Origin of the sequence: Enterococcus sp. S53, from assembly GCF_016516865.1 — a bacterium.
Lineage (GTDB): Bacteria > Bacillota > Bacilli > Lactobacillales > Enterococcaceae > Enterococcus_D > Enterococcus_D innesii.
Window position 1 is genome coordinate 153,290 of the sequence record NZ_JACVUH010000003.1, and the last position, 21,976, is coordinate 175,265.

Sequence of the window (21,976 nt, forward strand, 5' to 3'; positions counted from 1 at the left end):
CGTTAACGAAGCTCATCTTTTTTCTTTTATTAGACATTCAAAACAACTTTTTCCAGTAATGCCCCGGCTTGGTGTCTGCCTTCTAAATCAGTACTTCCAGAAAATTGCTGCACGCGATCCATGTTGGTGATCAAAACGATCACCATGGTTTCTTTGCCTTGCTGCTTGATAAACGGCAGATCCATTTGTGCCAGTTTGGTTTGCGGAGTGACTTGCTCCCCAGCTTTGACAAAGACTTCAAAGCCTTGACCGCCAAGGGAAACTGTATCGATCCCCATATGCACAAGAACTTCAACGCCGTTTTGGGTTTTGATCCCGACGGCATGTTTTGAAGGGAACACAGTGGTGACTTCGCCACTGACTGGTGCAAAGATTTGGCCATCTTGTGACTCGATGGCATAGCCTTCTCCCATCATTTTCGTTGAAAAAACTTCATCTGGTACATCTTCTAATGGGACGTATTCACCATGGGTCACGGCATGCAGATCCACTTCGTTGGTGTAACGATCGCCTTCTGCTGCTTGATTTGGCACCAAGAACCAGCTCATGGCAAAGGATAAGCCGATCGCCAAGATGATCCCTAGAACAGCGTAGATAAAGTATTCCCCGATATAGGCTGGCAAACTAAAGATACTTGAAAGAATGTACCCATAAATACGAACACCGAAGAAACTGATGAAGGCAGAAGCCACAGAACTACCAACTGTTGCTGCGATAAAGGCTTTTTTATACTTCGACAAAATCCCGAATAACGCAGGTTCTGTGATCCCTAACAAGCCTGAAACCGCCGACGATAGAATGATCGATTTTTCTTCTTTGGTTTTGACTTTGAAATAAATAGCTGCTGTTGCGCCGGTGATTGCCATATTTGCCATAAACATCATTGGCATCAGCATATCATATCCTTGATTGGCAAAGTTTTGCAAAGCGATCGGGGTCATGGCATGATGCAGTCCCGTGAAGATTGCGATTGGTCGAATCGCCCCTACCACGATTCCTGCTAAGACAGGCGAGATAGTGAATAACCCAGCCACGCCAGCAGCCAATAAGTTTCCTAGATGGATACTGATTGGACCAATGACCGTTAATGTCAAGATACCAGCGACAAACAACGAAATCGTCGGTGTAAACACGGTACGCAGCACTTGTGGTAAGAGTTTATCGACCCAACGGTAAATATAACTGAGCGCCAGCACAGCAAAGATAATGGGAATCACTGTCCCTGCATAGTTAAAGACGGGTACTGGCAATACGCCGAACAAACGAAAGGCGGAAATGCTCCCTTCGGCTACCGCATTGGTCATCGTTGGAAATTGCAGCGTTGCCGCGATTGCGATCGCTAAATATTGATTGGTTTTAAAAATCCGAGCGGCAGAAGCAGCAACAAAAAATGGCAAGAATGTAAATACGCCGCTCGCAATCATGTCGATCACTAAATAGGTATCTGTTTGATTAGAGATGACATTCAATGCCACCAATCCAGCCATCAATCCTTTGATCATTCCTGCGCCAGCGATAGCTGGAACGATCGGACCAAAAACACCAGAAACGGTATCCATAAATAAGGAAACGGCGCCTTTTTTCTCTGATGTTTCCCCTTGGTTCGCTTCATCAAGACCTAATTCTTTGGCTAGAGGTGCATAATAATCAGCAACGTCCGTTCCTATCACTACTTGCAGCTGATTGCTTTGATATTTTGTTCCTACGACTTTGGGTGTTTTTTCTAACGCCGCATAGTCGACTTTTTTCTCATCCTTTAAATCAAAACGCAAGCGAGTCATACAGTGCCACGCATTGTTGATATTGTCTGATCCGCCAACATCTTTAATGATCTGTTTTACGATGTCTTCTTTGGTCATCTTTTTTTCCCCCTGTTGTTTGCTAACGGTCCTGATCCTTTTGACGGGCGCCCTTTCAGGTGTTTCCGTTTTCACACACATAGTAGCATGCTCACACAGACTTGTAAAACCAGTCCTTTTTTGATAAAAGCAGAATAAAAACGCTATATATCAACGTTTCATTATAAAACACTCAAAAATTGGACTGGTTTTATGGTGTATATTCAGTTTTTATTAGACCAAATTGACAGCGGTTGCCAAGCATGTTTCAATGGCTATAGCACCTAGAGACAAAAATTGGAGTGAATGAAATGACACCAACGATCATCACCGACGTCAAAGCCTTTGCGATCAAACCTGATCGCCATAACCTTGTTGTCGTTAAAGTAGAAACGAACAAAGGCGTATCTGGGTTAGGTTGCGCAACCTTCCAGTTTCGCCCACTAGCCGTAAAAACCGTCGTTGACGAGTATTTACGCCCCCTCTTACTTGGCCGCGATGCCAATCAAATCGAAGATCTTTGGCAAGTGATGAATGTCAATTCTTACTGGCGGAATGGTCCGATCACCAACAATGCCATCTCAGGAGTCGACATGGCTTTATGGGACATCAAGGGACAATTAGCCGATATGCCATTGTATCAACTGTTAGGTGGAAAAGCGCGTACGGCGATTCCCGCCTATACTCATGCCGTGGCAGATAATCTCGAAGACCTTTACCAAGAAATCGATCGCTTCTTGGCTGAGGGGTATCGCTATATCCGTTGCCAATTAGGCTTTTATGGTGGAAATCCTAGCCAACTGCAAACACCCGATCAGCCCATCGCAGGTTCCTATTTTGATCAAACGGACTACATGGATACGACACTGAAGATGTTTGCTGCGATCCAAGAACGATACGGCAATCAATTCCAAATGCTGCACGACGTGCATGAACGGCTGCATCCAAACCAAGCGATTCAATTTGCAAAAGCCGCTGAACCTTTTAATCTCTTTTTCCTCGAAGATATTTTGCCGCCGGATCAAAACAAGTGGTTGCAGCAACTCCGCAGCCAGTCGGCGACCCCGATCGCGACCGGCGAATTGTTCAATAATCCGATGGAATGGCAAGAGCTGGTCAAAAATCAACAGATCGACTTTATGCGTGCCCATGTCTCACAAATCGGTGGGATCACGCCAGCATTGAAATTGGCTCACTTCTGCGATGCGATGGGCATTCGGATCGCTTGGCACACACCGTCTGATATCAGCCCTGTCGGCTTAGCCGTCAACACCCATCTAAATATCCATCTCCACAATGCCGCGATCCAAGAAACGATTGCGATCCCAGCAAATACCCAATCGGTCTTTGGTGGCAGTCCGCAACCAAAAAATGGCTATTTTTATCCCATCGAGAAAAGTGGGATCGGGATCACGTTTGATGAAGCAGCAGCTGCGGAATTTCCCGTGGTTTACCGTCCTCATGAATGGACCCAGAGCCGTACACCAGACGGCACATTGATCACTCCTTAAACACAACAAAAGACATCTCCTGTCCACCGACAGGGGATGTCTTTTGTTCTCTCTGGGTAAAGACGACTCAACTGGCACCTTTGCTTTCCCGAAATCAATCGATGCGTGAGCGATGGATCTCACGGTCAAAGGGACGGATGTAGGTCACGGCATAATCAATGGCAACGATATTGCTGAACTCATACACGCGGCCGTCTTCTAAAATCGCCCGATTGCTGATCTGCATTGCTGGCGTCCCCCGCTTGCACAATAAAATGCCGGATTGCGCGGTCGATGTGGTGATGGGAGTATAGCTGGTGATGTAGTGGGAAATGCGGTATCCGCAGCTTTCGACATAGCGTTGGATCGAGTGCTCCACGATTTCTTGTGTCAATTCGGGAAATAGGCTGACGGGCAATTTAGAAGTCTCCAGCTGTTCGATTTTGTAATTAACGATCCGCACTCGTTCAAAGGTCCAGACTTCCTCGTCTGGGCCTATTTGGAAAATCTGCTGTTCATCCAACGTTGCTGCCGCCTTATTCAAGGAAATCATTTTGGAACGGATTCGGTCATAAGGGGTGCGGGTCAAGGAATTAAAGATCATTGGGTTTTTGACCCATTTTTCATGGATAAAAATCCCTGAGCCTTGAACCACTTTGACGATCCCGATCTCTTCAAGGTTTTTGATTGCTTGCTGGATCGTAAACCGAGAAACACCATAGGTTTGCGCAAGGGTTCTTTGGTTGGGTAGTTTGCCGGCAGAAAATTCTTCCTGATAGATTTTACTCAACAGATCTTGTACGATAAATTCACGTTTTTTCATAACGGATCCTTCATTTGAGCGGGAGCGATCTCGCTCATGGACCAACTGCAAGCCTTCATATCGATACGACCACTGGCTTTGAAGACCACCCCTTCATCGACGAGTGCTGCTTTTCGCACATTGGCGGTAGGACCAACTAAGACGCCATCTGCCCGCACGACTCGATGGGCAGGGACATCCTGAGGGCTCAAGCGCATCGCTCGACCGACTGCCCGCGCACCGTTGATTTGTCCCAATTTCCATGCGATCTGACTATAGGAGACGACTTTACCAAAAGGGATCTGCCGCGCCAGCGCATAGACTTCTTCATAGAATGGATTCATACTGTTCGCTCCTTCTTTGATCTTTCTATCATAGTACTGGATTCCCTACCAATAGTAAATGAACAGACGCAACTTTAGCAATAGCCGTACAAAAACTCGATCCCTTCTCTAGTAAGCCAAGAACGAATCGAGTAGTCATTAGTTTGGAAAATCAAAGTAGGTTTTCGCATTGTGATAAGAGATATCTGCGACGATCTGTCCTAAATATATTTCATCTGCTGGCAGTTGACCGTCTTCCACCCATTCACTGATCACCTGACACAAAATCCGCCGGAAATACTCGTGGCGTGGATAAGACAAAAAGCTGCGGGAATCCGTCAGCATGCCGACGAAGTTTCCGAGAATCCCGCCTTCTGCTAGGGTCGTCAACTGATGCCGCATGCCAGAATACGTATCATTGAACCACCAAGCAGAGCCTAATTGCAGCTTACCTTTACTTTCTTCTTGGAACGCCCCCATCAGCGCAGTCAACACCGGATAATCTTTGGGATTCAGTGAATACAAAATTGTCTTCGGCAGTAAGCTTTCCGCCTGAAGCTGCGCCAATGTCCGACTTAAGCCCCTCGCTAGACGGTCGTCCCCCATCGCATCACCGCCGCTATCAGGTCCTCGTTGTTGGAAGAGCTTTTGACTGTTGTTGCGAGTCGCCATCAGATGCAATTGCGCGGTCCAGCCTTGTTTCGCATACTGGCGCATCAAGTCAATCAGCAAGCCGGTTTGAAACTGTCTGATTTCTTCATTAGTCAATGTCTCAGTGGTCAAACGCTTTTGAAAAATCGCTTCAAGTGCAGCGACATCATAAGCTTCCTCTCCAAGACGTGACAGACTGTGATCTGCTAAACGACAGCCCTGTTGCTGGAAATAAGAAATACGTACGGTCAATGCTTCAACTAGCGTTTGATAGCTAGTGATCTCTTTGCTCGCAGCTACAGCCAATTGCTTAAGGTATGCTGGAAATTCTGGATTCTGCAGATTGATTGCTTTGTCAGGACGAAAGGTAGGATACACAGCAAAGGATTCTTCTGCCAGCTTTTGATGATACGTCAACGAATCAATGGGATCATCCGTCGTACAGATCACCTCAACGGCCATCTTTTTGATCAGCCCTCGTGGTGAAAATTCCTTCGTTTGCAGCTGTTGATTGGCTTTTTCCCAAATGCTTGCTGCATTGGCTAGTGTCAACCGCTCATCAATACCAAAGATTCGTTTCAATTCCAAATTGGTCCAGACATATAAGGGATTGCCAATGCAAGCCTCCAAGGTCTGCGCCCAAGCACAGAATTTTTCGTAGTCGTCAGCATCGCCAGTGATCAATGATTCCGCAACACCATTGGCTCGCATCAAGCGCCATTTGTAATGGTCTTCCGCCAGCCACGCTTGGGTGAGATTGGTGAAGTTTTGGTTTTCGAAAATCTCTTTCGGCTCTAAATGGCAATGGTAATCAATGATCGGCTGCTTTTTTGCATACCCATGGTATAACTGTTTGGCAAAGCTGTTTTTCAAAATAAAATCATCAGTTAAAAACATTTCTTCGCTCCTTTTCTTAACGCCCCACGCTCTTGTCGATGGCTTCCCACAACCCTAATAAGTAAGAAGCGCCGATCGCCCGATCATACAAGCCATAGCCTGGACGTCCCGTCTCTCCCCAGATCATTCGCCCATGATCTGGTCGAATGTAGCCGTCAAAGCCATTTTTGTACATCGCTTCTAGGATTTGATACATGTCTAAAGAACCTTCAGAGGAGAGATGCGGTGCTTCATAAAAGTCTTTGTCATTACCCAAGTATTGAATGTTACGAACATGGGCAAAAGGAATCCGGTCCCGGCGACAAAACTCAGCCAAAATCTCATAGACATTATTGTCTGGGTCTTCGGCGATACTGCCAGTACAAAGTGTGATGCCATTTGACGGACTGTCGACCACGTTGCAGACCCAATCCAGATCATCGCGGTTTTTAACGATACGCGGCAGACCAAAAATCGAATAGGGGGGATCATCTGGATGAACAGCCATCTTGATGCCGACCTCTTCACAGGTGGGAATGATGGCTTTTAGGAAGTAAGCAAAGTTTTCTCTTAATTTGTCATCATCGACATCCTTATACGCAGCAAACAGTTCTTTGACATGTGCCAAACGTTCTGGTTCCCAGCCTGGCAAGGTATAGCCAGAGCTTGATTCCTCGACTTCTTTGACGATCTCTTCTGGGTCTTTGTCGATCCCTGCTTTTTCAAATGCCATCGTAGAAGAACCATCAGCCAATCGATAATCGAGATCCGTTTTGATCCAATCAAAAATCGGCATAAAATTATAGCAGATCACTTCGATCCCATATGCTGCCAAATTTCGAATCGTTTCTTTGTAGTTTTCGATATACAGGTCTCTCGAAGGCAAGCCAATCTTGATGTCATCATGAATATTGACACTTTCGATCACCTTGAGGGAAAGTCCAGCTGCTTCGACTTCTTCCACGAGCGCCTTGATCCGTTCTTTCGGCCAAACTGCCCCAGCAGGCAAATCAAAGAGTGTGCCGACAATGCCTTTCATCCCAGGAATTTGCCGGATATCTGCTAATTTGATTTTATCGTAGTCTTTTCCATACCAACGAAATGTCATTTCCATTTTTTATTCGATCCCTTCTACTGTTTCATGTAATGTTTTACGGACTGCGCCGGTTCCTGCCAGCATCTTAGCAAACAAGTGACCCACGTTTTCAGCGATTCCTGCTTGATAGAGATCCAAACCAAAAATCTGCGGATTTGCTAAGATTGGTCGAATGATCCCTTGAACATCGGCGACTGTCCCCAACTGACACTCATGTAAATTCTCTTGTAATTCTGCTAAGAGGGGATCAGGACTTGGGCCAAATGGATGGCCTTCATCATCGATCGCTAATAGATAACGCAACCAGCCTGCAATCGCTAAGGGAATGAAAGTCAGCTCAGAAGCCGAGCCTTCTTTTTCCACATACTTTTTGATGGTTTCGCCAAAACGGATGGCGATTTTCTGTGAGGTATCTGCGGCGATCCGCTGTGGAGTGTCAGGAATCAGCGGATTGGGTAAACGAAGGCCGACCACCTCATCGATAAATTTCTTTGGCTGAATGATCTCAGGATCTTCCACTACCGGCAAGCCTTCACGATAGCCGATTCCTTTGATCAAAGCAACAATATCAGGATCGGACATTTCCGCAGCAATGGATGTATAACCGAGTAAACAGCCGAACAAACTCATTGCGGTATGCAGTGGATTCAAACAAGTTGTGACTTTCATACTATCGGTTTTGTCGACGATCTCTCGACTCGTCAAGATCACCCCCGCTTTATCCAAATTCGGGCGACCATTTGGAAAATCATCTTCAATCACTAAGTAATGAGTCGCCTCTGTATTAGCAAACGGAGCGATCGTCGTTCCTTTATCGGTTCGGATGACTGGCAACTGCTGAATGCCAGCTGATGCTAATTCTTCTGCAACTGCTGTTGAAGGATTTGGCGTAATCCGATCGATCATTGACCACGGAAACGTCACCTGCGCGTTGTTTTCTAAGTATCGGACAAACGCTTCTGAAACATGCCCCAGCTTTTGCCATTCTTTTGCAATGGTGACAATCGCCGTTTGGAAACGGAGCCCATTTTGCGAAAAATTATCGGTGGAAACCATGGCGATCGGAAGTGCCCCTGATTGAAAACGATCCCATAAAAAGCTAGCCAAAATGCTCATTGTATGGTTGACCTGATGGGGACCCGCAGCGAGATCCGCTTGGACAACAGGTAAAAAATTCCCCTGACTGTCTTTTAAGCCATAGCCTTTTTCTGTGATCGTTACGGTAACCAACTGTAGTGACGGCTCCTGAAATACTTTGCGTATTTGCTCATAACTCGCAGCACGGGAAGGATGGCAATAATAACTAGCCGCCGTTGACTGGAGCAATTTTTTCTCCAACCGTCCCCCTTCGTGCATGATCACTTCTAAAATGTCATTCTCGTAAGGGGCATATACTTGATCAATTACCTGTTCATCAAAGGTTTCACAAACTACGATTCCTTTTGTCAGCGCTTGTTGATCGATCAACGTTTGGGCTACTTCTGCGTGAAATGCCCGATACAAATTTCCCCCACCAAAGTGTAGCCATTGAAACTGAGTATCTGATTGATCCGTCACTTCTTTGGGAACGATCGGCATCGTAACTCCTGCCTGCTTCAAGGCAGCAAAATCAAACATCCTACTTCCTCCTTTTTCTCGAAACTGATATATTAGTATTCTAGTTCATTCTATACTGAATTGCAAGCCTTTACAAAAGGTTATTCAACTTATATACTAGTTTTATTACTCAAAACTATCCCTAGGCACCTTCCTTCAGAGTTTTTCTTTAGAAGGGAATTGAATGCCTGATACAGAAAGAAGCGTTTATGTTGAACCCTACAAATTTTCAATCACAAGCTTATGAATCAATCAAAGAGTTGATCTTAACCGCCAAACTGATTCCCGGTCAAAAAATATCTGAAAAGGAATTGGAGCAACGGCTAACCATTGGCAGGACGCCGATCCGTGAAGCAATTATTCGTCTGCGCCGTGAAGCACTGATCCATGTCGTTCCCCAAAGCGGCACCTATATTTCTAAAATCAGTATCAAACAAATTGAAGAAGCTCGTTTTGTCAGAGAGACGCTTGAAAAAGAAGTATTCGTAGCTGCCTGCCAAGCCGTTACAGAAGAACAGCTGAAAGAACTAGAAAAACTCGTTGTTTTGCAGCGGACCTATGCCCAATTGAAGGATGAAATCGAGTTTTTCCAACTCGACGAGGCCTTCCATCAGTTGATTTATAAAATCGCCGACAAAGAAAATGTCTGGAATTGGCTACAAACGATCAATCTCCCTTTAAATCGCTTTCGCTTCTTACGTTTAGAGGTGGAGGAATTGTCTTGGGAAATTATTTTGCGGGATCACGAAGAAATCTTAGCCACTTTAAAAGAAAAAGACCAAGCCAAAATTGCTCCCTTGGTCGGACAACACATTGATGTCATTGATAACGATTTGATTTTTGTGGAAAAGGCCTTTCCCGATTACTTTACGGAGTAAAGCTATTTGAAAATCATGGACCCTAAAAACCACCCTCGTCGAGTAGATAGCCTACTTGACGAGGGTGGTTTCATACGCTGAACAAGCGAGAATACGCTCATTCGATTGGGTGATAACTAAAGCCTTGGCCCAGTACTTCTGAGACATTATTGACGATCACAAACGCTTTTGGGTCAATGGTCTCAATGATTTGTCTGATCTGCATAAACTCTTGGTCGCTGGCCACGATCAGCAACACTTGCTTGTCGGCTTGCTGGTAACCGCCTTGGGCAGCCAATAGAGTGGCACCACGAGCTGTTTTATCAAAGACCGCTTCTCGAATCTCATTCACGTGGTTCTCACTTAAGATCATGATGGATTTCTTCCGGTTAAAGCCCGTTTCAATGTAGGTCATCACACCAGAGGTGATCACGATCGATAATATCGCAAACAAGAACTCTTCAAACCCGAAAACGAACAAGTTCATGGAAACAACGATCGCATCGGTCGCCAGCAAGCCAATCGCTGGATTCAAATTAAAGTATTTCTTGAAAATCAGCGGTGGAATCGTTGTGCCGCCGCTGGAAGACTGATTTTTGTACAAAATCGCTACTCCTAAAGCAAAAATCGCACTGCCAAATATCACGGAAAGCAGCCGATCTTCAGCCACCATATATTCTGGGACTAAAGCAATTGCTACTGGAAAAGCAAAACTACCATAGAGGACTTTCAGAAAAGGCCCCTTCCCTAAGAAAGCATAGGCCAGAATAAGCATAAAAATATTCAACACCATAATAACAGCCGCTCGATCCCAACCGAGTGCTGACTCTAATAAAATACCGATTCCGCTGACACCGCCAGCTGCCACATGATGCGGGCCTAAAAATAAATTGATGCTTGCCGCTAGCAAAAAAAGTGCTGCGGTAATTTTTCCATAAGTTTTCAGAATTGTCATTTGTTTCCTCTTTTCTTTGTCATTTTCACAAGTTGATTCCGTCAGTGACCGCCTAGCAGCCATTCTTACTCCTCACTATACGCCCATTTGATGTCTCCGACAAAATTTATGTTTAGCCAGAGGGAATAACCGGATATCTGTCGGCTGATTGCTTGATTCAACCGTTCTCGCAAGGGATCTTGCCGCCCAACTGTATCGAGAGGACTGGCAGGTAAAATCACCACATCTAATTCCACAATGACTTGATTGCCGACTTTGGCGGTACGTAACACAAAGTCCACCACTTCTTCTGCGCGCAATTCTTTTTCAACGATCGTCATGATGGACTCTCGTAGTTCTTCTTTCGGTGTTGAAGAAGTCAATTCCAGAATGGCCGCTTTCAACTCTTTAATCGAAAGCTGAATAAAGAACAAGGTGATCCCGATGGAGATGATTGGGTCGACATACATTGCGAAATTTCCATAGGGACTGGCTTGGATCAGCCAGGACACAAGAAACGAACCGACAACACCCAGACTAAAGAAAAAGCCGAAACGCCATTGTTCTAGTTCCACCCAATAAAAGGGATGAGTCAGTGGTTTCTTTTTTAAGTACAAGTAAAAAGAGAAACAGTAGATCGTACCAACCAGTGAGAAATACAAACCGATTGGATCAATCATGCCGTCACTAACGTGTAACAAACTAAAGGCAGACTCAATAATCCCATAAATTGAGATCAGCAGGATGATACTATATTGAATAAATACCACTAATGGCATCAATGCCTCTTTACCGAATGGGAAACGTTCAAAATCTTGGGCTTGGATATACTTTGCTACATATAAAGCAATCAGCGACATCACTGCACCAATCAATGTATAAACTCCATCTAACAAGAGAACGTTATAACTGACCAGTAACCCAAAAAGCAAGGCACCGCCGCCATAGATACTTCCAGCGACAATCGATGCCAGCAAGAGCTTGCGTATTTTTTTCTTTTCACTCATGATATTCCTCTTTCTTTTTTTCAAAAAAACTATCAATTTGATTGCATTCTTCTATCTATAAGCCTATCTTCCCATATAAATAACATAAAAAACAGTCATTTTTTTCATACAAAGCGGAAAAAAATAGTGTTGCTGTCACTCATTCTTCCTAGTCCTCGTTACAGATACTCGATTTCCCCGGCCTATTCTTTTTACATTCTGGTGTAAATTCCCTTGACTACGCAGATTGATTCCCTTATCATCAAGGGTAACCATATTCAATCAGAATTTTCAGAATATTCCGTTATATTTTTCATAACGGCGATTCATTGGAAGACAGGGAGGATGAAGAGAGTGAATGAAGCAAAACAAGTCCCATGGACAGGAGAACCTAACCAACGAGCGATCAACTATTTGAATGAAGAAGGCAAAGTGATCGTCTGCCCCACCAAAGTCGGCTATATTATTGCCGTCTCTGATAAAAAAGGGCTGGAACGCAAGTTTTCGGCAAAGAATCGCAAACGTAATAAACCAGGTGTCGTTCTTTGCAGCTCATTGGAGCAGCTACACGAACTAGCTGAATTAAATACGGAAACCGCCGCTGTTTATGAAACGTGTTGGAACAATGACGTGTTATTCGGTGCGATTTTGCCTTGGAAAGAATCAGGAAAAGCCTATATCCCAAACGATGGCTCAGAAGAATTGATGACGGACGTTCGGGGAACTAGCTGTTTCGTGATCAAATTCGGTGTCCCTGGTGAGCAGATCTCAAAAGAACTTTGGGATCAAAAAAAGAAATTGCTTTTCGCCAGCTCAGCGAACCCTTCAGGCAAAGGAAATCGTGGACTTGTTGAAGGGATCGGTGAACAAATCGCTCAAGAAGCCGATCTGATCATCGAAGGAAACGACTATGTTGCATCGATCCAACCAGATAAAACGCTGGAAACCCGCTATGAGCAAGGAGTCATGGTTTCTTTCGTTGACCAAGACGGCAACTTGATTCCAGAGCAAGGAGACCAACGCTCCATCACGCCAGCACCTGTCTTGATCCGTAAAGGACTCGATGTTGAAAAAATCCAAATGTACCTTTCTGATCAGTTCAACTCATGGGACTATCGCCACGGGGAGTACTATTAATCTTTCATCGTCAACAAAGAACCGAAGAACCAGCTAGCTGCCTCCTTTTCAAGGAAAAACGCTCAGCTCGTTCTTCGGTTTTTCTATCGCGTCTCATACATTTTTTGCTACTGTTCCGTTTGAATCTTCAGCTTTCTAGTTAGCGGAAGACCTCATGGCATTCCTTTCATTCAATTACCCTTTCTCCATGCTATGAATCAGTGTCTCTTCTTTTATAAATAAAATTCAACTGGAAGCTATCTACTTATACAAAAAATATGAGCATTATATATAAATCATTATATTTTTTACGAAAAACGAATCCATAATTAGGATCAATATTTTTATCTATTTTAGAATTCCAATTCTTTCTCTGCTATAATACCCTCATAAACACATAGGAGGGACTCTATGAAAAAGCATTCCTCAATTGCTTTCTAGGGGACGACGCCAATGACAGTGACTTTGGACTACACTTACTGCTGGGTTGTGGGCTGCCGCAACACAGTGCTTAGCACAAAACAAAAAAACTAAGCGTGGTACGGATTGCGAAATCGCATGAAGCTGGAAGCAGAAGTAATCGTTACGGACGGTGAATGTGTCCCTAGCCAAAGAAGCCTGATGAAGAACGAACGGAACCCTTTTCTCTCAAAAGAAATCATTCTTTTGGAGGAAAGCAAAATGAGAAAAGATGAAAACACGACCTTTGTTTGTAAAAACTGCAGTACGCCTGTTGCCCCCTTGACCAATGGTTCGTACCGCAACCATTGTCCCCAATGCCTCTACTCGTTACACGTGGATATTCGCCCGGGTGATCGTCAAAATACTTGCCATGGCCTGATGCGACCGATCGACTATCGCCAACACTCCAAAAAAGGCTATCAGCTGCTGCATGAATGCACTCGTTGCAAAGACCAGCAGTGGAATATCGTGGCACAGGATAGGCAACAGCCAGACCATTTTATTGAGTGGTTGGCACAAACCGCTGCGTATCACTAAAAACCAAAGAAGACCATGTTTCAGGCTGGTCTTTTTTTGGTTATCAGAACAACGGACCCCTTATACCACTAACTGCTCATAGACATTGTGGTCATAAGAAGCGCTTACTCTAACCTAAAAAACAGCCCGCTGTTTCGTCGATTGGTTGACGAAATCAGCGGGCTGTCCTGCTAGTGTCTTCTTAATGATTTTACGTTGGTTTGCGCTTATTCAAAAACGAATTGATTGTGATACAGTTCCGCATAAAAGCCGTCGGCAGCCACCAACTGATGGTGATTGCCTTCTTCAATGACTTCGCCGTCCTTCAAGACAACAATACGATCGGCATTCAAAATCGTCTTCAAACGATGGGCGATCACAAAACTGGTTCGTCCTTTGATTGCTTCATCCATTGCTCGTTGAATTTTCGCTTCAGTCACGGTATCAACGTTACTGGTGGCTTCATCCAAAATCAACAATTCTGGATTGGTCAAAATCGTTCGGGCAATACTCATCAATTGTTTTTGACCAGTACTGAAAAGATTGTTCTCTTCGGTGATCTCCGTGTCATAGCCTTTTTCCAACGTCATAACAAACTCATGGATATTGGCTTGTTTCGCTGCTGCAATGACTTCGGCTTCAGTCGCTTCTGGTTTCCCAAAAGCAATGTTTTCACGAATCGTCCCTGAGAACAACACGGATTCTTGCAAAACGATCCCCACTTGAGAACGCAGCAGATCCAAGTCTAGCTCCCGGATGTCGATGCCGTCAAAGGTCACAGAACCACCATTCACATCATAGAACCGATTCAACAAGTTCATGATGGTCGTTTTTCCAGAACCAGTCGGCCCGACCAATGCGACCATTTCGCCTTTGTTGACCGTGATCGAGACATCTTTTAGGACTAATTCTTGACTGTCATACCCAAAGTCCACATGATTCAAAGCAACCGCCTCTTTGATGCCCTTCACTTTGATCCCGTCTTTTGGTTTGATTTCATCAGGTTCATCAAACATTTCATTGATTCTGCGCGCACCGGTGATCGCCAACTGAATCATGCTGTAACCAGAAGAGATCTGCATCAACGGTTGGTAATATTGCTGCGAATACTGGACAAAGGTCACAACTAATCCTAAGGCAACGGAACGTTCTAAGTCACCGTTCAATGCTAACCAGCCACCAAAGAAAATCACGATTGCCGTGTTCAACAAGGACATCCCTTGCATCAAGGGGAAAAGCAGCCCAGAGTAGACTTGCCCTTTGTAGGTAGCTTCGCGGACTTGTTGGTTGTGGACCAAGAAACCGTCGATGGTTTCTTCTTGCAGTCCATTGGTGATGATGATTCGTTGCCCACTGATTTTTTCATCGATATAGCCGTTTAATTTTCCGACTTCATCTTGCTGTAGATCGACATATTTGCGGGCTTTTTGGATCACGATCACCGCGATTAAGACCGCAATCGGGGTAGAAGCAATCGTTGCCCATGCCAATTCAACGTTTTGACGGAACATCATGATCAAGATCCCCACCATTAAGACTACATTGGTCAGCACTTGCAACAATGCTTGGTTCAGACTATTTTGGATGTTATCCAAGTCACTGGTGAAACGGCTCAAAATATCACCGTCTTGATGGGAATCAAAGAATTTGATCGTCAATTTTTCCAGTTTATTGAATAAGCCGATCCGCATTCTGTTGGTTGATTTTCCCACCACTTGCGTGAACAAGATACTATAAACAAAATTGGCTGCACTGGCTAAGACATAAAAAATCAACAATTTCCAAATGATTGATAGAAAAGCCGATTTATCATCGACCCCTTGCATCAAACCACCAACATAATTCGCCAACTCTTGGAACGCTTCTCCAACAAAAACTGGTGCTTGCACTTGCAGATACGTTGCCAGAATCACCGTTACAAAAATGAATAGAAACGACCACTTGTATTGTTTTAAGTAATGATAGAAAAATTTACTCGCTTTGAACAAATCTGTCATGGTTACTCCTCTCCTTTCTGTGTTGCGAAGATTTCTTGATAGATGGCATTGTTATTGGCTAAAAATTCATGGCTTCCTTCACCAACCAGACGTCCATTATCTAAAACGAAGATACGGTCGGCTTTCACAACAGAGGCAATCTTTTGCGCGATAATGATTGTTGTCATGTCTTTTAATTGTTTTTCAAATGCTTCGCGAACCAATTTCTCCGAACGCGCATCTAATGCACTCGTACTATCATCCAAAATCAAAATTTTCGGTTCACCGATCACGCCTCGAGAAATCGATAAGCGTTGCTTTTGTCCTCCAGAAAAATTGCTGCTGCGCTCGGAGACCGGCGCTTCAAAACCCGCTGTCAATTTTTGAATAAATTCACTGGCTTGGGCGATTTCTGTTGCCCGAGACATCTCAGACTCTGAAGCATCTTTTTTCCCTTGCCGCAAGTTTTGGGCAATCGTTCCTGAAAAGAGGATCGCTTTTTGCAAGACAAAGGCGACCGTTTTTCGCAAGCTTTGTTCATTGACTTCTTTTAGGTCAACGCCGCCAACCCGCACGACACCTTCCGTTGGGTCAAACAAACGGGGAATCAGCTGCGCCAGTGTTGATTTGCCGGCACCAGTCGCCCCTACAATCCCAATCATTTCGCCAGGTTTGATGGTAAAACTGATATCCGTTAGGGCATTTTTTTCATCCCCAGGGTAACGGAAGCTGACGTTTTCAAAAGCGACACTTCCAGACAATTCTTGTTCTGGGACATCTTGGTATTGCAGATCTGGTTCGGTATCTAGAATCTCTTTGATCCGTTTTAGCGAAACTGCAGCCCGTGATGTCATCATCATCATCATGCCGCCGATAATGATCGCCATCATAATTTGCATCAAATAGTTCATGAATGAGGCAATTCCCCCAATCAAGGTTGGGTCATCTTTCGCTAGATCACTGACAAAGAAAATCGCGCCGACCACTGCTAAGTTGGCCGCCAGCATAAAGGAGGGGATCATTACAGAGAACAGGGTTCCTACAATAATATTATGCTTCGTTAACGTTTCACTGACTTTGGAAAAGCCTTGCAGTTGGTTGTCTTCTTGGACAAAGGATTTCACCACACGAATCCCCATCAAATTTTCTTTGGCGATCCCGTTGATTTTATCGATCAAGTTTTGGATGATCATAAAGTGTTTCCCCATCCGTGTAAAGGAGAGTGCCGTAATCACTAGAACAGCGATAATCAGTAAGACGATGATCCACCACAGTTGTGGCATGGTTGCCATCGCCAAAATGAAGGCACCGATAAATAAGAACGGGATGCGAAACAACGATTGTAGAGAGATCATCACTAAGTTTTGAATTTGCGTGATGTCATTGGTCAAACGCACCACTAAGTTTCCTGCCGAGAAGGTTTCGATATTACCAAATGAGAAGGTCTGGATTTTCCGAAACATTTCTTCTCGAATATCGGCACTAACGCCTTGCGCCACTTTCGCAGAAAAAACCGTATTGATGATCCCTGCAACAAGGCCTAGCAATGCTAGCCCAATCAGCTGCACACCAATTTTTTTCATTTCATCATTGTTTTCGGTAATAATTGACTCTAGCACTTGCTGCAAGAGCTTCGGCTGCCATAATGCAGCAACGACCATTAAAATGACCGATAATAAGGCAATGCCAGTTGCCGCTTTGTACTTTTTGACATGGCGTAAGACCAGATCCATATACGTACCACTCCTTTGTGTTTAGCAGAAAAGACTGCCAAAAAATTTCGGTTGCACAACAATTTACCATGGATCACGACTAGAAACAAGCGAACAAATAAAACAAAAAGAGCTTTCATGAAAGCTCTTTGAAAATATTGCATAAACGTTGGCGAAAATAACGAATAATAAAGGGATTATGATGATCCTCAATAGGGTCTTCCTTATTTTCTGTCGCTAAATCTTTGACTTACGATTCGCTGTTTTCCAGCTCACTTTTTTGTTTTTTTGTCAGTTTTTGTTTGACTAGATCGTAGGAAACCAAAATCATTTGTTCGATGTTTTCTTCCATCAAGGCATCAGATGCCAACTTGATGGTATTCCAATGGGTCTTATTGGCATAATACCCCGGAATGATGACGTCAGGAAATTGCTCTCGCAGCGTTTCGTTGACCTCGGGCAGATTTTTCAAAGTCAAAAACGCTGTTTCTTCTGCTTGCGGACTCATGATCCCAAACTGTTTTCCTACTAAATCAAAGTAGATTGCATCCCAATCTTCGCGGTAATAGACTTTGGCTCCCGGCAAGCCTTCCCCAAATGCTTGAAATCGCTGCATTTTTTGTGCAATTTTTTCTTCAATCGATGTACTCATTGTGTGCCCCTCACTTTCTACTATCAAAACCGTCATTTTCTGTCTCAATTTTTGACAGATTGAATCGCCTTCTGCTCTACTTCCTACTATTATACATGGTTGCCGTGTAAAAAGGGATTTTTATCAATGGCATGTCGACTGAAAATGACTCTAGAGAGTTGCATGCGGCGTTACATTCATCTCTCTCAGAAGATACAAAAAAACCCTTATCAGCGAGTAAGATGTACTCGCCAATAAGGGCAATTGATTACTAGATGTCATGGACAAGATTCATTTTAGAATCTTAGTACCAACCATTTGCTTCCCAGAATGCTTTGGCAGCAGACCAAGAACCATAACGTGATGCTACATATTCATCGGCAACCTTTTCTTGGTTAGCAGCTGAATAGTCACCATTTAAGTAAGAGTTGGTTAATTGGTAACGACCATAGTATTGTCCGTTTGTCGCTGTGTAAGAACCACCAGATTCTTTGTTTGCGATCCATTCTTTTGCTGAAGCTTCTGAGCCGCTAGCTGAAGAGCTATAGCTTGAGCTGCTTTGAGTGCTTGCAGCAGCAGATTGTGTGTTGCTTGATTGTGAAGCTGCTGGTTCACTTGGTTGTTGTACACTTGCTGCAGCAGTCGTGTTTGCAGATTCTGTATAAGTTGCAGTGCCATCTGTAGGGATGATCAGTGCTTCCCCAACAAAAATCAAGTTTTTATCAGCAATCTCGTTTGCTTCAACGATCGCATTGATCGTATCATCAGAGCTATAACCATAAAAGTTAGTAGCGATTGTTGATAATGTATCACCAGATTGAACAGTGTATTGTTCGTCTGCAAAGGCGTCTTTCCCACCTAAGAAAAGGCCGAAACCGGCAAGGACAGCTGTACTAAGTAAAACAGTTTTTAAAGACTTCATATAATTAAATCTCCTTCTTTGAAACTCATTTTGCGTCATTTGAGATGACTCAAGCGCATAAACAAGTCTAACACCGAAGAATATTTCATAGGTAAAGAAATCATTACAGATGATTACGAAAACGACAGTTGCCTTACGTTTCGTAAGAATCGGAAAAGACTATCATATCAAGCTTTTCTCTGCTGTAATTTTTAACATTACAGTTATTTTGTTTTTAGGTAAACCAGTTAACCTTAGAAAACCTTTCCTATATTACAAAAAACCCTCTTTTTACACAGGTTTGTAACAAAAGAAGGAACGAGACAAAGGCTCATTCCTCATTTACTTCCTATTTTTTCTTCACTGGGATCAATTTATTCATGACGATCGCCGCAATAGCGCTTAAAGCAATCGGTGAATCTAATAAATATTGTAAGAATTGAGGCGCAGATTCTTTGATTTCTGCTGGCATAAACAACAAGCCGATGGCAATAATCAACGGTACCCCGATAATATACAACTCCCGCTCGGAAAACTCTTCATTCTTAATGACCCGAAAGCCGCTCAACAAAATAATGACGCAGACGACCGCGAACACGCCGCCGATGACAGCAGAAGGTACTGCGTGAATCAAGGCTGAAAGTTTTCCCATAAAGGACAATAGGATAAACCAGACGGATGCCATCACAAAGACTTTTTTACTAGCAACCCCTGTGATCGAAATGATCCCTGCATTGGTAGAATAACCAGTCACAGGGGTCGTTCCTACTAAGGCGGCAACCAAGCAGCCTAGCCCTTCGCCGATCACGCCTTTATTGATCTGTTCATCTGTAACAGGTTCTTCTGTCACAGAACTGACCGCATACCAAGTTCCTGTTGTTTCTGCTAGGAGTACCATATAGATCACTAGCATCGTTAAGATCGCTGAAACATCAAAGTGCAGGCCATAGTTTAGAAATACCAGTTTTGGCAGACTAAAGAAAGAAGCATCCGCCACCGACTGAAAATCAACGCCCCCCATAAAGGAAGCAATCACGGTACCGATAACCAATGCAATAATGACTGAACTGATCCGGAAGTATTTTCCCATTCCCGGAAAATAATCACCTAACATAGAAAACAAGATCAAAATCGCCGCAGTAATCGCAGCTAACAACATGTTTTGATTGGCACTTAGTGTTTCAGTGGCAGGATAGATATTGCTGGTAAATGCCGTTGGCAGCAAGGTCAACCCAACGATCATAATGATCGTTCCACTGACGATCGTAGGAATAAAATGACGAACGATATACTTATAGATGCCCGTAAAACCTAGTAAAATGACTGCTGCGGCACCAACGATGCTGGCTCCTAACACCGTGTCCATGCCGTTGGCACCAAAATAAATACCGATGATCGCTCCAACGGGGACAAAGGATGGTCCTTGACATACGGGTAATTTCAAGAAAAAGAGGACTTGGATCAAAGAAGCGATCCCTGCTCCTAAAAAGGTCGATTGGATCAAACCTGATGCGTCTGAAGAGGACATCGCCACCGCCGTTGCGATAATAAATGGCGGCACATACACGTCCATTGCCAACACATGCTGCAACCCTAAAAGTACTGCTTGACCAAAGGGAATGTCTTCATTCATTCCGATCGTTAAATGTTTGTTTTTCGTTGATTCCACTGTCTCATTCTCCTCGTTTTTCGTGTACTTTTTTTCCTTGGACCCAGACTTGGCGAATATTTTGCATCGTTGCTAAGTACAGGATTTTTTGTAATCTTGCTTCGGGTGAGGTGAACACACCGAAGTCAGGCAAAGGATTTTCTTTTTGTCGCTTATCGATCACTTGCACATCAAACGCATAACCTTCTTTGATGACACCTACAGGTAATTTCAGTGCCTCACCGCCGCCTTTTGTCGCCAATGAGAACGCATCGATCACGGATATACGAGAATCAGCTACTCCTCGTGTGTTTTGGGGAAGCGTGACGTCTACACCATCTTCTAACATTCTCGAAGACATCACAGCTTGTTTGATGTTGTCATACAAACTCGGTGAAAAACCACCGGAGATATCCGTCCCTAACCCAATCGTGACCCCTTGCTCTTTCAAGCGCTTGATTGGGATCACACCATTGGCAAAGTAGGCATTTGAGATGGGACAGTGCGCAACTGCGGCGCCGCTTTCGACAAAACGGGCGCCGTCAGCTGGGCTGATGAAATTGCCATGAGCCATCACTGCTTTTTCTCGCAACAAGCCGAAATCTTGCAGCACTTCGGTATCCGTTTTGCCAAATCGTTCTTGAACAAAGTCATGTTCCCATTGCCCTTCACTGCAGTGGGTCTGAACATGGACATCATACTTTTCAGCCAATGCGCCTAACCCTGCCAAGCCTTTATCGGTACAGCTGGGGACAAATCGCGGAGTAACCACAGGATAAACGCCTTGAGGTGCAGTCTTTGCGATTGCTTGTACTTCTTGAATAAAACGTTCTGTATCCGCTAATGCCTCTTCTGTTGACGCGTCCCGATAAAAAGCAGGATTGGCTTGGGGATCGTCCATAACGACTTTTCCGACTAATCCCCGTTGACCAAGAGCGGCACAAGTCTTCGCCAATTGAAGGCTCGCTTCTAGATGGATCGTTGCAAAATAAAGAACCGTTGTCGTTCCTCTTGCCAACAACTGTGCCACCAAATCCTGATAGACAGCTTTGGCAAATGCCGGATCGGCATATTTTGCCTCCAGCGGAAACGTGCATTCATCTAACCAGACATTTAACGGTTCATCTAACGCGATCCCTGCTTGCGGCCATTGTGGTGCATGGACATGCAGATCGACAAACCCTGGTAAAAAACACTGGCCTGCAGATAAAGCCTGCAGATTCTCTGATGCTTTCGCCAGCTCTGACTCATACCCTTGATCTGTTTTAGCAGTGACTTTTGTGATGATCCCTGCGTCATCGACTTGAATCAAAGCTTCTTCTATATACTCCAATTTTCCATCACTTGGCGTATGGAAAACATCTCCTTTAAAATAGCGAATGGTTGCCATTTGGTTGATTTCCCCCGTTCTCTAAGACATTGTCAGGAAAAAGCTGTTCATTTAATGTTCCTTTTTCACTAACACGATGTTCTTATTTTAACGCTATTCGAAAATAGTGCAATAAAATTCACTATCATAAAGGAAGATAAAACGCTGAACGTTCGGTTTTTATGCGATTTCAAAA

The 21,976-nt window shown here is 44.1% G+C and carries 18 protein-coding genes; 4 read left to right on the forward strand and 14 right to left on the reverse strand.

Annotation, left to right across the window (positions count from 1 at the left end; all coding sequences use genetic code 11):
• Positions 1 to 29 precede the first annotated feature (29 nt).
• Positions 30 to 1,859, reverse strand: a complete 1,830-nt coding sequence (locus tag IAE45_RS06110; protein ID WP_200125424.1) for a glucose PTS transporter subunit IIA — start codon at positions 1,857 to 1,859, stop codon at positions 30 to 32.
• 290 nt (positions 1,860 to 2,149) lie between these two features.
• Here IAE45_RS06110 and IAE45_RS06115 point away from each other — a divergent pair, with 290 nt between their 5' ends.
• Positions 2,150 to 3,349, forward strand: a complete 1,200-nt coding sequence (locus IAE45_RS06115) for an enolase C-terminal domain-like protein (protein WP_086291831.1) — start codon at positions 2,150 to 2,152, stop codon at positions 3,347 to 3,349.
• Between the two features lie 94 nt (positions 3,350 to 3,443).
• Here IAE45_RS06115 and IAE45_RS06120 read toward each other — a convergent pair whose 3' ends face one another.
• The 5 genes from IAE45_RS06120 to IAE45_RS06140 all read right to left on the reverse strand — a co-directional run bounded on the left by IAE45_RS06120 (position 3,444) and on the right by IAE45_RS06140 (position 8,693).
• Positions 3,444 to 4,151, reverse strand: a complete 708-nt coding sequence (locus tag IAE45_RS06120; RefSeq protein ID WP_142424657.1) for a GntR family transcriptional regulator — start codon at positions 4,149 to 4,151, stop codon at positions 3,444 to 3,446.
• Positions 4,148 to 4,474 carry an MGMT family protein gene (locus IAE45_RS06125; RefSeq protein ID WP_142424658.1) on the reverse strand — a complete coding sequence of 109 codons (327 nt, stop codon included), beginning with the start codon at positions 4,472 to 4,474 and terminating at the stop codon, positions 4,148 to 4,150. The genes IAE45_RS06120 and IAE45_RS06125 overlap by 4 nt, the downstream gene beginning before the upstream one ends.
• A gap of 138 nt (positions 4,475 to 4,612) precedes the next feature.
• Entirely contained in the window at positions 4,613 to 6,001 is a 1,389-nt protein-coding gene (gene uxaC, locus IAE45_RS06130; RefSeq protein ID WP_200125434.1) for a glucuronate isomerase, read from the reverse strand.
• A gap of 16 nt (positions 6,002 to 6,017) precedes the next feature.
• Positions 6,018 to 7,094 (reverse strand): mannonate dehydratase, encoded by a 1,077-nt coding sequence (uxuA, locus tag IAE45_RS06135; RefSeq protein WP_194195123.1) that lies wholly within the window; start codon positions 7,092 to 7,094, stop codon positions 6,018 to 6,020.
• 3 nt (positions 7,095 to 7,097) lie between these two features.
• The gene (locus IAE45_RS06140; protein WP_200125436.1) at positions 7,098 to 8,693 is read right to left on the reverse strand and encodes a mannitol dehydrogenase family protein; all 1,596 of its coding nucleotides are present in this window, start codon (positions 8,691 to 8,693) and stop codon (positions 7,098 to 7,100) included.
• Between the two features lie 188 nt (positions 8,694 to 8,881).
• Between IAE45_RS06140 and IAE45_RS06145 the strand changes: the two genes are divergently transcribed.
• Positions 8,882 to 9,550, forward strand: a complete 669-nt coding sequence (locus IAE45_RS06145; RefSeq protein WP_194195125.1) for a GntR family transcriptional regulator — start codon at positions 8,882 to 8,884, stop codon at positions 9,548 to 9,550.
• Between the two features lie 97 nt (positions 9,551 to 9,647).
• Here the strand turns inward: IAE45_RS06145 and IAE45_RS06150 are convergent, their stop codons facing one another.
• The gene (locus IAE45_RS06150; protein WP_081117936.1) at positions 9,648 to 10,484 is read right to left on the reverse strand and encodes a YitT family protein; all 837 of its coding nucleotides are present in this window, start codon (positions 10,482 to 10,484) and stop codon (positions 9,648 to 9,650) included.
• A gap of 65 nt (positions 10,485 to 10,549) precedes the next feature.
• Entirely contained in the window at positions 10,550 to 11,470 is a 921-nt protein-coding gene (locus tag IAE45_RS06155; RefSeq protein ID WP_142424663.1) for a cation transporter, read from the reverse strand.
• 324 nt (positions 11,471 to 11,794) lie between these two features.
• Between IAE45_RS06155 and IAE45_RS06160 the strand changes: the two genes are divergently transcribed.
• A complete protein-coding gene (locus tag IAE45_RS06160) occupies positions 11,795 to 12,586 on the forward strand; it encodes an L-threonylcarbamoyladenylate synthase (RefSeq protein WP_185938613.1) in 792 nt (263 codons plus the stop codon).
• Positions 12,587 to 13,246: 660 nt separating this feature from the next.
• Positions 13,247 to 13,564 (forward strand): RNHCP domain-containing protein, encoded by a 318-nt coding sequence (locus tag IAE45_RS06165; protein WP_200125438.1) that lies wholly within the window; start codon positions 13,247 to 13,249, stop codon positions 13,562 to 13,564.
• A 206-nt stretch (positions 13,565 to 13,770) separates the two neighbouring features.
• On the opposite strand, the gene IAE45_RS06170 is transcribed toward IAE45_RS06165, so the two are convergent.
• From IAE45_RS06170 to guaD, 6 genes are all read right to left on the reverse strand, one after another.
• A complete protein-coding gene (locus IAE45_RS06170) occupies positions 13,771 to 15,540 on the reverse strand; it encodes an ABC transporter ATP-binding protein (RefSeq protein ID WP_200125440.1) in 1,770 nt (589 codons plus the stop codon).
• A gap of 2 nt (positions 15,541 to 15,542) precedes the next feature.
• Positions 15,543 to 17,252, reverse strand: a complete 1,710-nt coding sequence (locus IAE45_RS06175; RefSeq protein WP_200125442.1) for an ABC transporter ATP-binding protein — start codon at positions 17,250 to 17,252, stop codon at positions 15,543 to 15,545.
• A 229-nt stretch (positions 17,253 to 17,481) separates the two neighbouring features.
• Positions 17,482 to 17,883, reverse strand: a complete 402-nt coding sequence (locus tag IAE45_RS06180) for an MmcQ/YjbR family DNA-binding protein (protein WP_008380641.1) — start codon at positions 17,881 to 17,883, stop codon at positions 17,482 to 17,484.
• 283 nt (positions 17,884 to 18,166) lie between these two features.
• Positions 18,167 to 18,784 carry a LysM peptidoglycan-binding domain-containing protein gene (locus IAE45_RS06185; protein ID WP_008380639.1) on the reverse strand — a complete coding sequence of 206 codons (618 nt, stop codon included), beginning with the start codon at positions 18,782 to 18,784 and terminating at the stop codon, positions 18,167 to 18,169.
• Positions 18,785 to 19,112: 328 nt separating this feature from the next.
• On the reverse strand, positions 19,113 to 20,396 hold the full coding sequence (locus IAE45_RS06190) for a uracil-xanthine permease family protein (protein ID WP_016612741.1): 1,284 nt from the start codon (positions 20,394 to 20,396) through the stop codon (positions 19,113 to 19,115).
• A 40-nt stretch (positions 20,397 to 20,436) separates the two neighbouring features.
• Positions 20,437 to 21,801, reverse strand: a complete 1,365-nt coding sequence (guaD, locus tag IAE45_RS06195) for a guanine deaminase (RefSeq protein WP_200125444.1) — start codon at positions 21,799 to 21,801, stop codon at positions 20,437 to 20,439.
• Positions 21,802 to 21,976 lie beyond the last annotated feature (175 nt).

What these genes read in the sequence shown, in the direction of transcription:
- IAE45_RS06110 (WP_200125424.1), bottom strand. Translation starts at nt 1,859, where the DNA reads ATGACCAAAGAAGACATCGTAAAACAGATCATTAAAGATGTTGGCGGA.
- IAE45_RS06115 (WP_086291831.1), top strand. Translation starts at nt 2,150, where the DNA reads ATGACACCAACGATCATCACCGACGTCAAAGCCTTTGCGATCAAACCT.
- IAE45_RS06120 (WP_142424657.1), bottom strand. Translation starts at nt 4,151, where the DNA reads ATGAAAAAACGTGAATTTATCGTACAAGATCTGTTGAGTAAAATCTAT.
- IAE45_RS06125 (WP_142424658.1), bottom strand. Translation starts at nt 4,474, where the DNA reads ATGAATCCATTCTATGAAGAAGTCTATGCGCTGGCGCGGCAGATCCCT.
- uxaC (WP_200125434.1), bottom strand. Translation starts at nt 6,001, where the DNA reads ATGTTTTTAACTGATGATTTTATTTTGAAAAACAGCTTTGCCAAACAG.
- uxuA (WP_194195123.1), bottom strand. Translation starts at nt 7,094, where the DNA reads ATGGAAATGACATTTCGTTGGTATGGAAAAGACTACGATAAAATCAAA.
- IAE45_RS06140 (WP_200125436.1), bottom strand. Translation starts at nt 8,693, where the DNA reads ATGTTTGATTTTGCTGCCTTGAAGCAGGCAGGAGTTACGATGCCGATC.
- IAE45_RS06145 (WP_194195125.1), top strand. Translation starts at nt 8,882, where the DNA reads ATGTTGAACCCTACAAATTTTCAATCACAAGCTTATGAATCAATCAAA.
- IAE45_RS06150 (WP_081117936.1), bottom strand. Translation starts at nt 10,484, where the DNA reads ATGACAATTCTGAAAACTTATGGAAAAATTACCGCAGCACTTTTTTTG.
- IAE45_RS06155 (WP_142424663.1), bottom strand. Translation starts at nt 11,470, where the DNA reads ATGAGTGAAAAGAAAAAAATACGCAAGCTCTTGCTGGCATCGATTGTC.
- IAE45_RS06160 (WP_185938613.1), top strand. Translation starts at nt 11,795, where the DNA reads ATGAAGAGAGTGAATGAAGCAAAACAAGTCCCATGGACAGGAGAACCT.
- IAE45_RS06165 (WP_200125438.1), top strand. Translation starts at nt 13,247, where the DNA reads ATGAGAAAAGATGAAAACACGACCTTTGTTTGTAAAAACTGCAGTACG.
- IAE45_RS06170 (WP_200125440.1), bottom strand. Translation starts at nt 15,540, where the DNA reads ATGACAGATTTGTTCAAAGCGAGTAAATTTTTCTATCATTACTTAAAA.
- IAE45_RS06175 (WP_200125442.1), bottom strand. Translation starts at nt 17,252, where the DNA reads ATGGATCTGGTCTTACGCCATGTCAAAAAGTACAAAGCGGCAACTGGC.
- IAE45_RS06180 (WP_008380641.1), bottom strand. Translation starts at nt 17,883, where the DNA reads ATGAGTACATCGATTGAAGAAAAAATTGCACAAAAAATGCAGCGATTT.
- IAE45_RS06185 (WP_008380639.1), bottom strand. Translation starts at nt 18,784, where the DNA reads ATGAAGTCTTTAAAAACTGTTTTACTTAGTACAGCTGTCCTTGCCGGT.
- IAE45_RS06190 (WP_016612741.1), bottom strand. Translation starts at nt 20,396, where the DNA reads ATGAATGAAGACATTCCCTTTGGTCAAGCAGTACTTTTAGGGTTGCAG.
- guaD (WP_200125444.1), bottom strand. Translation starts at nt 21,801, where the DNA reads ATGGCAACCATTCGCTATTTTAAAGGAGATGTTTTCCATACGCCAAGT.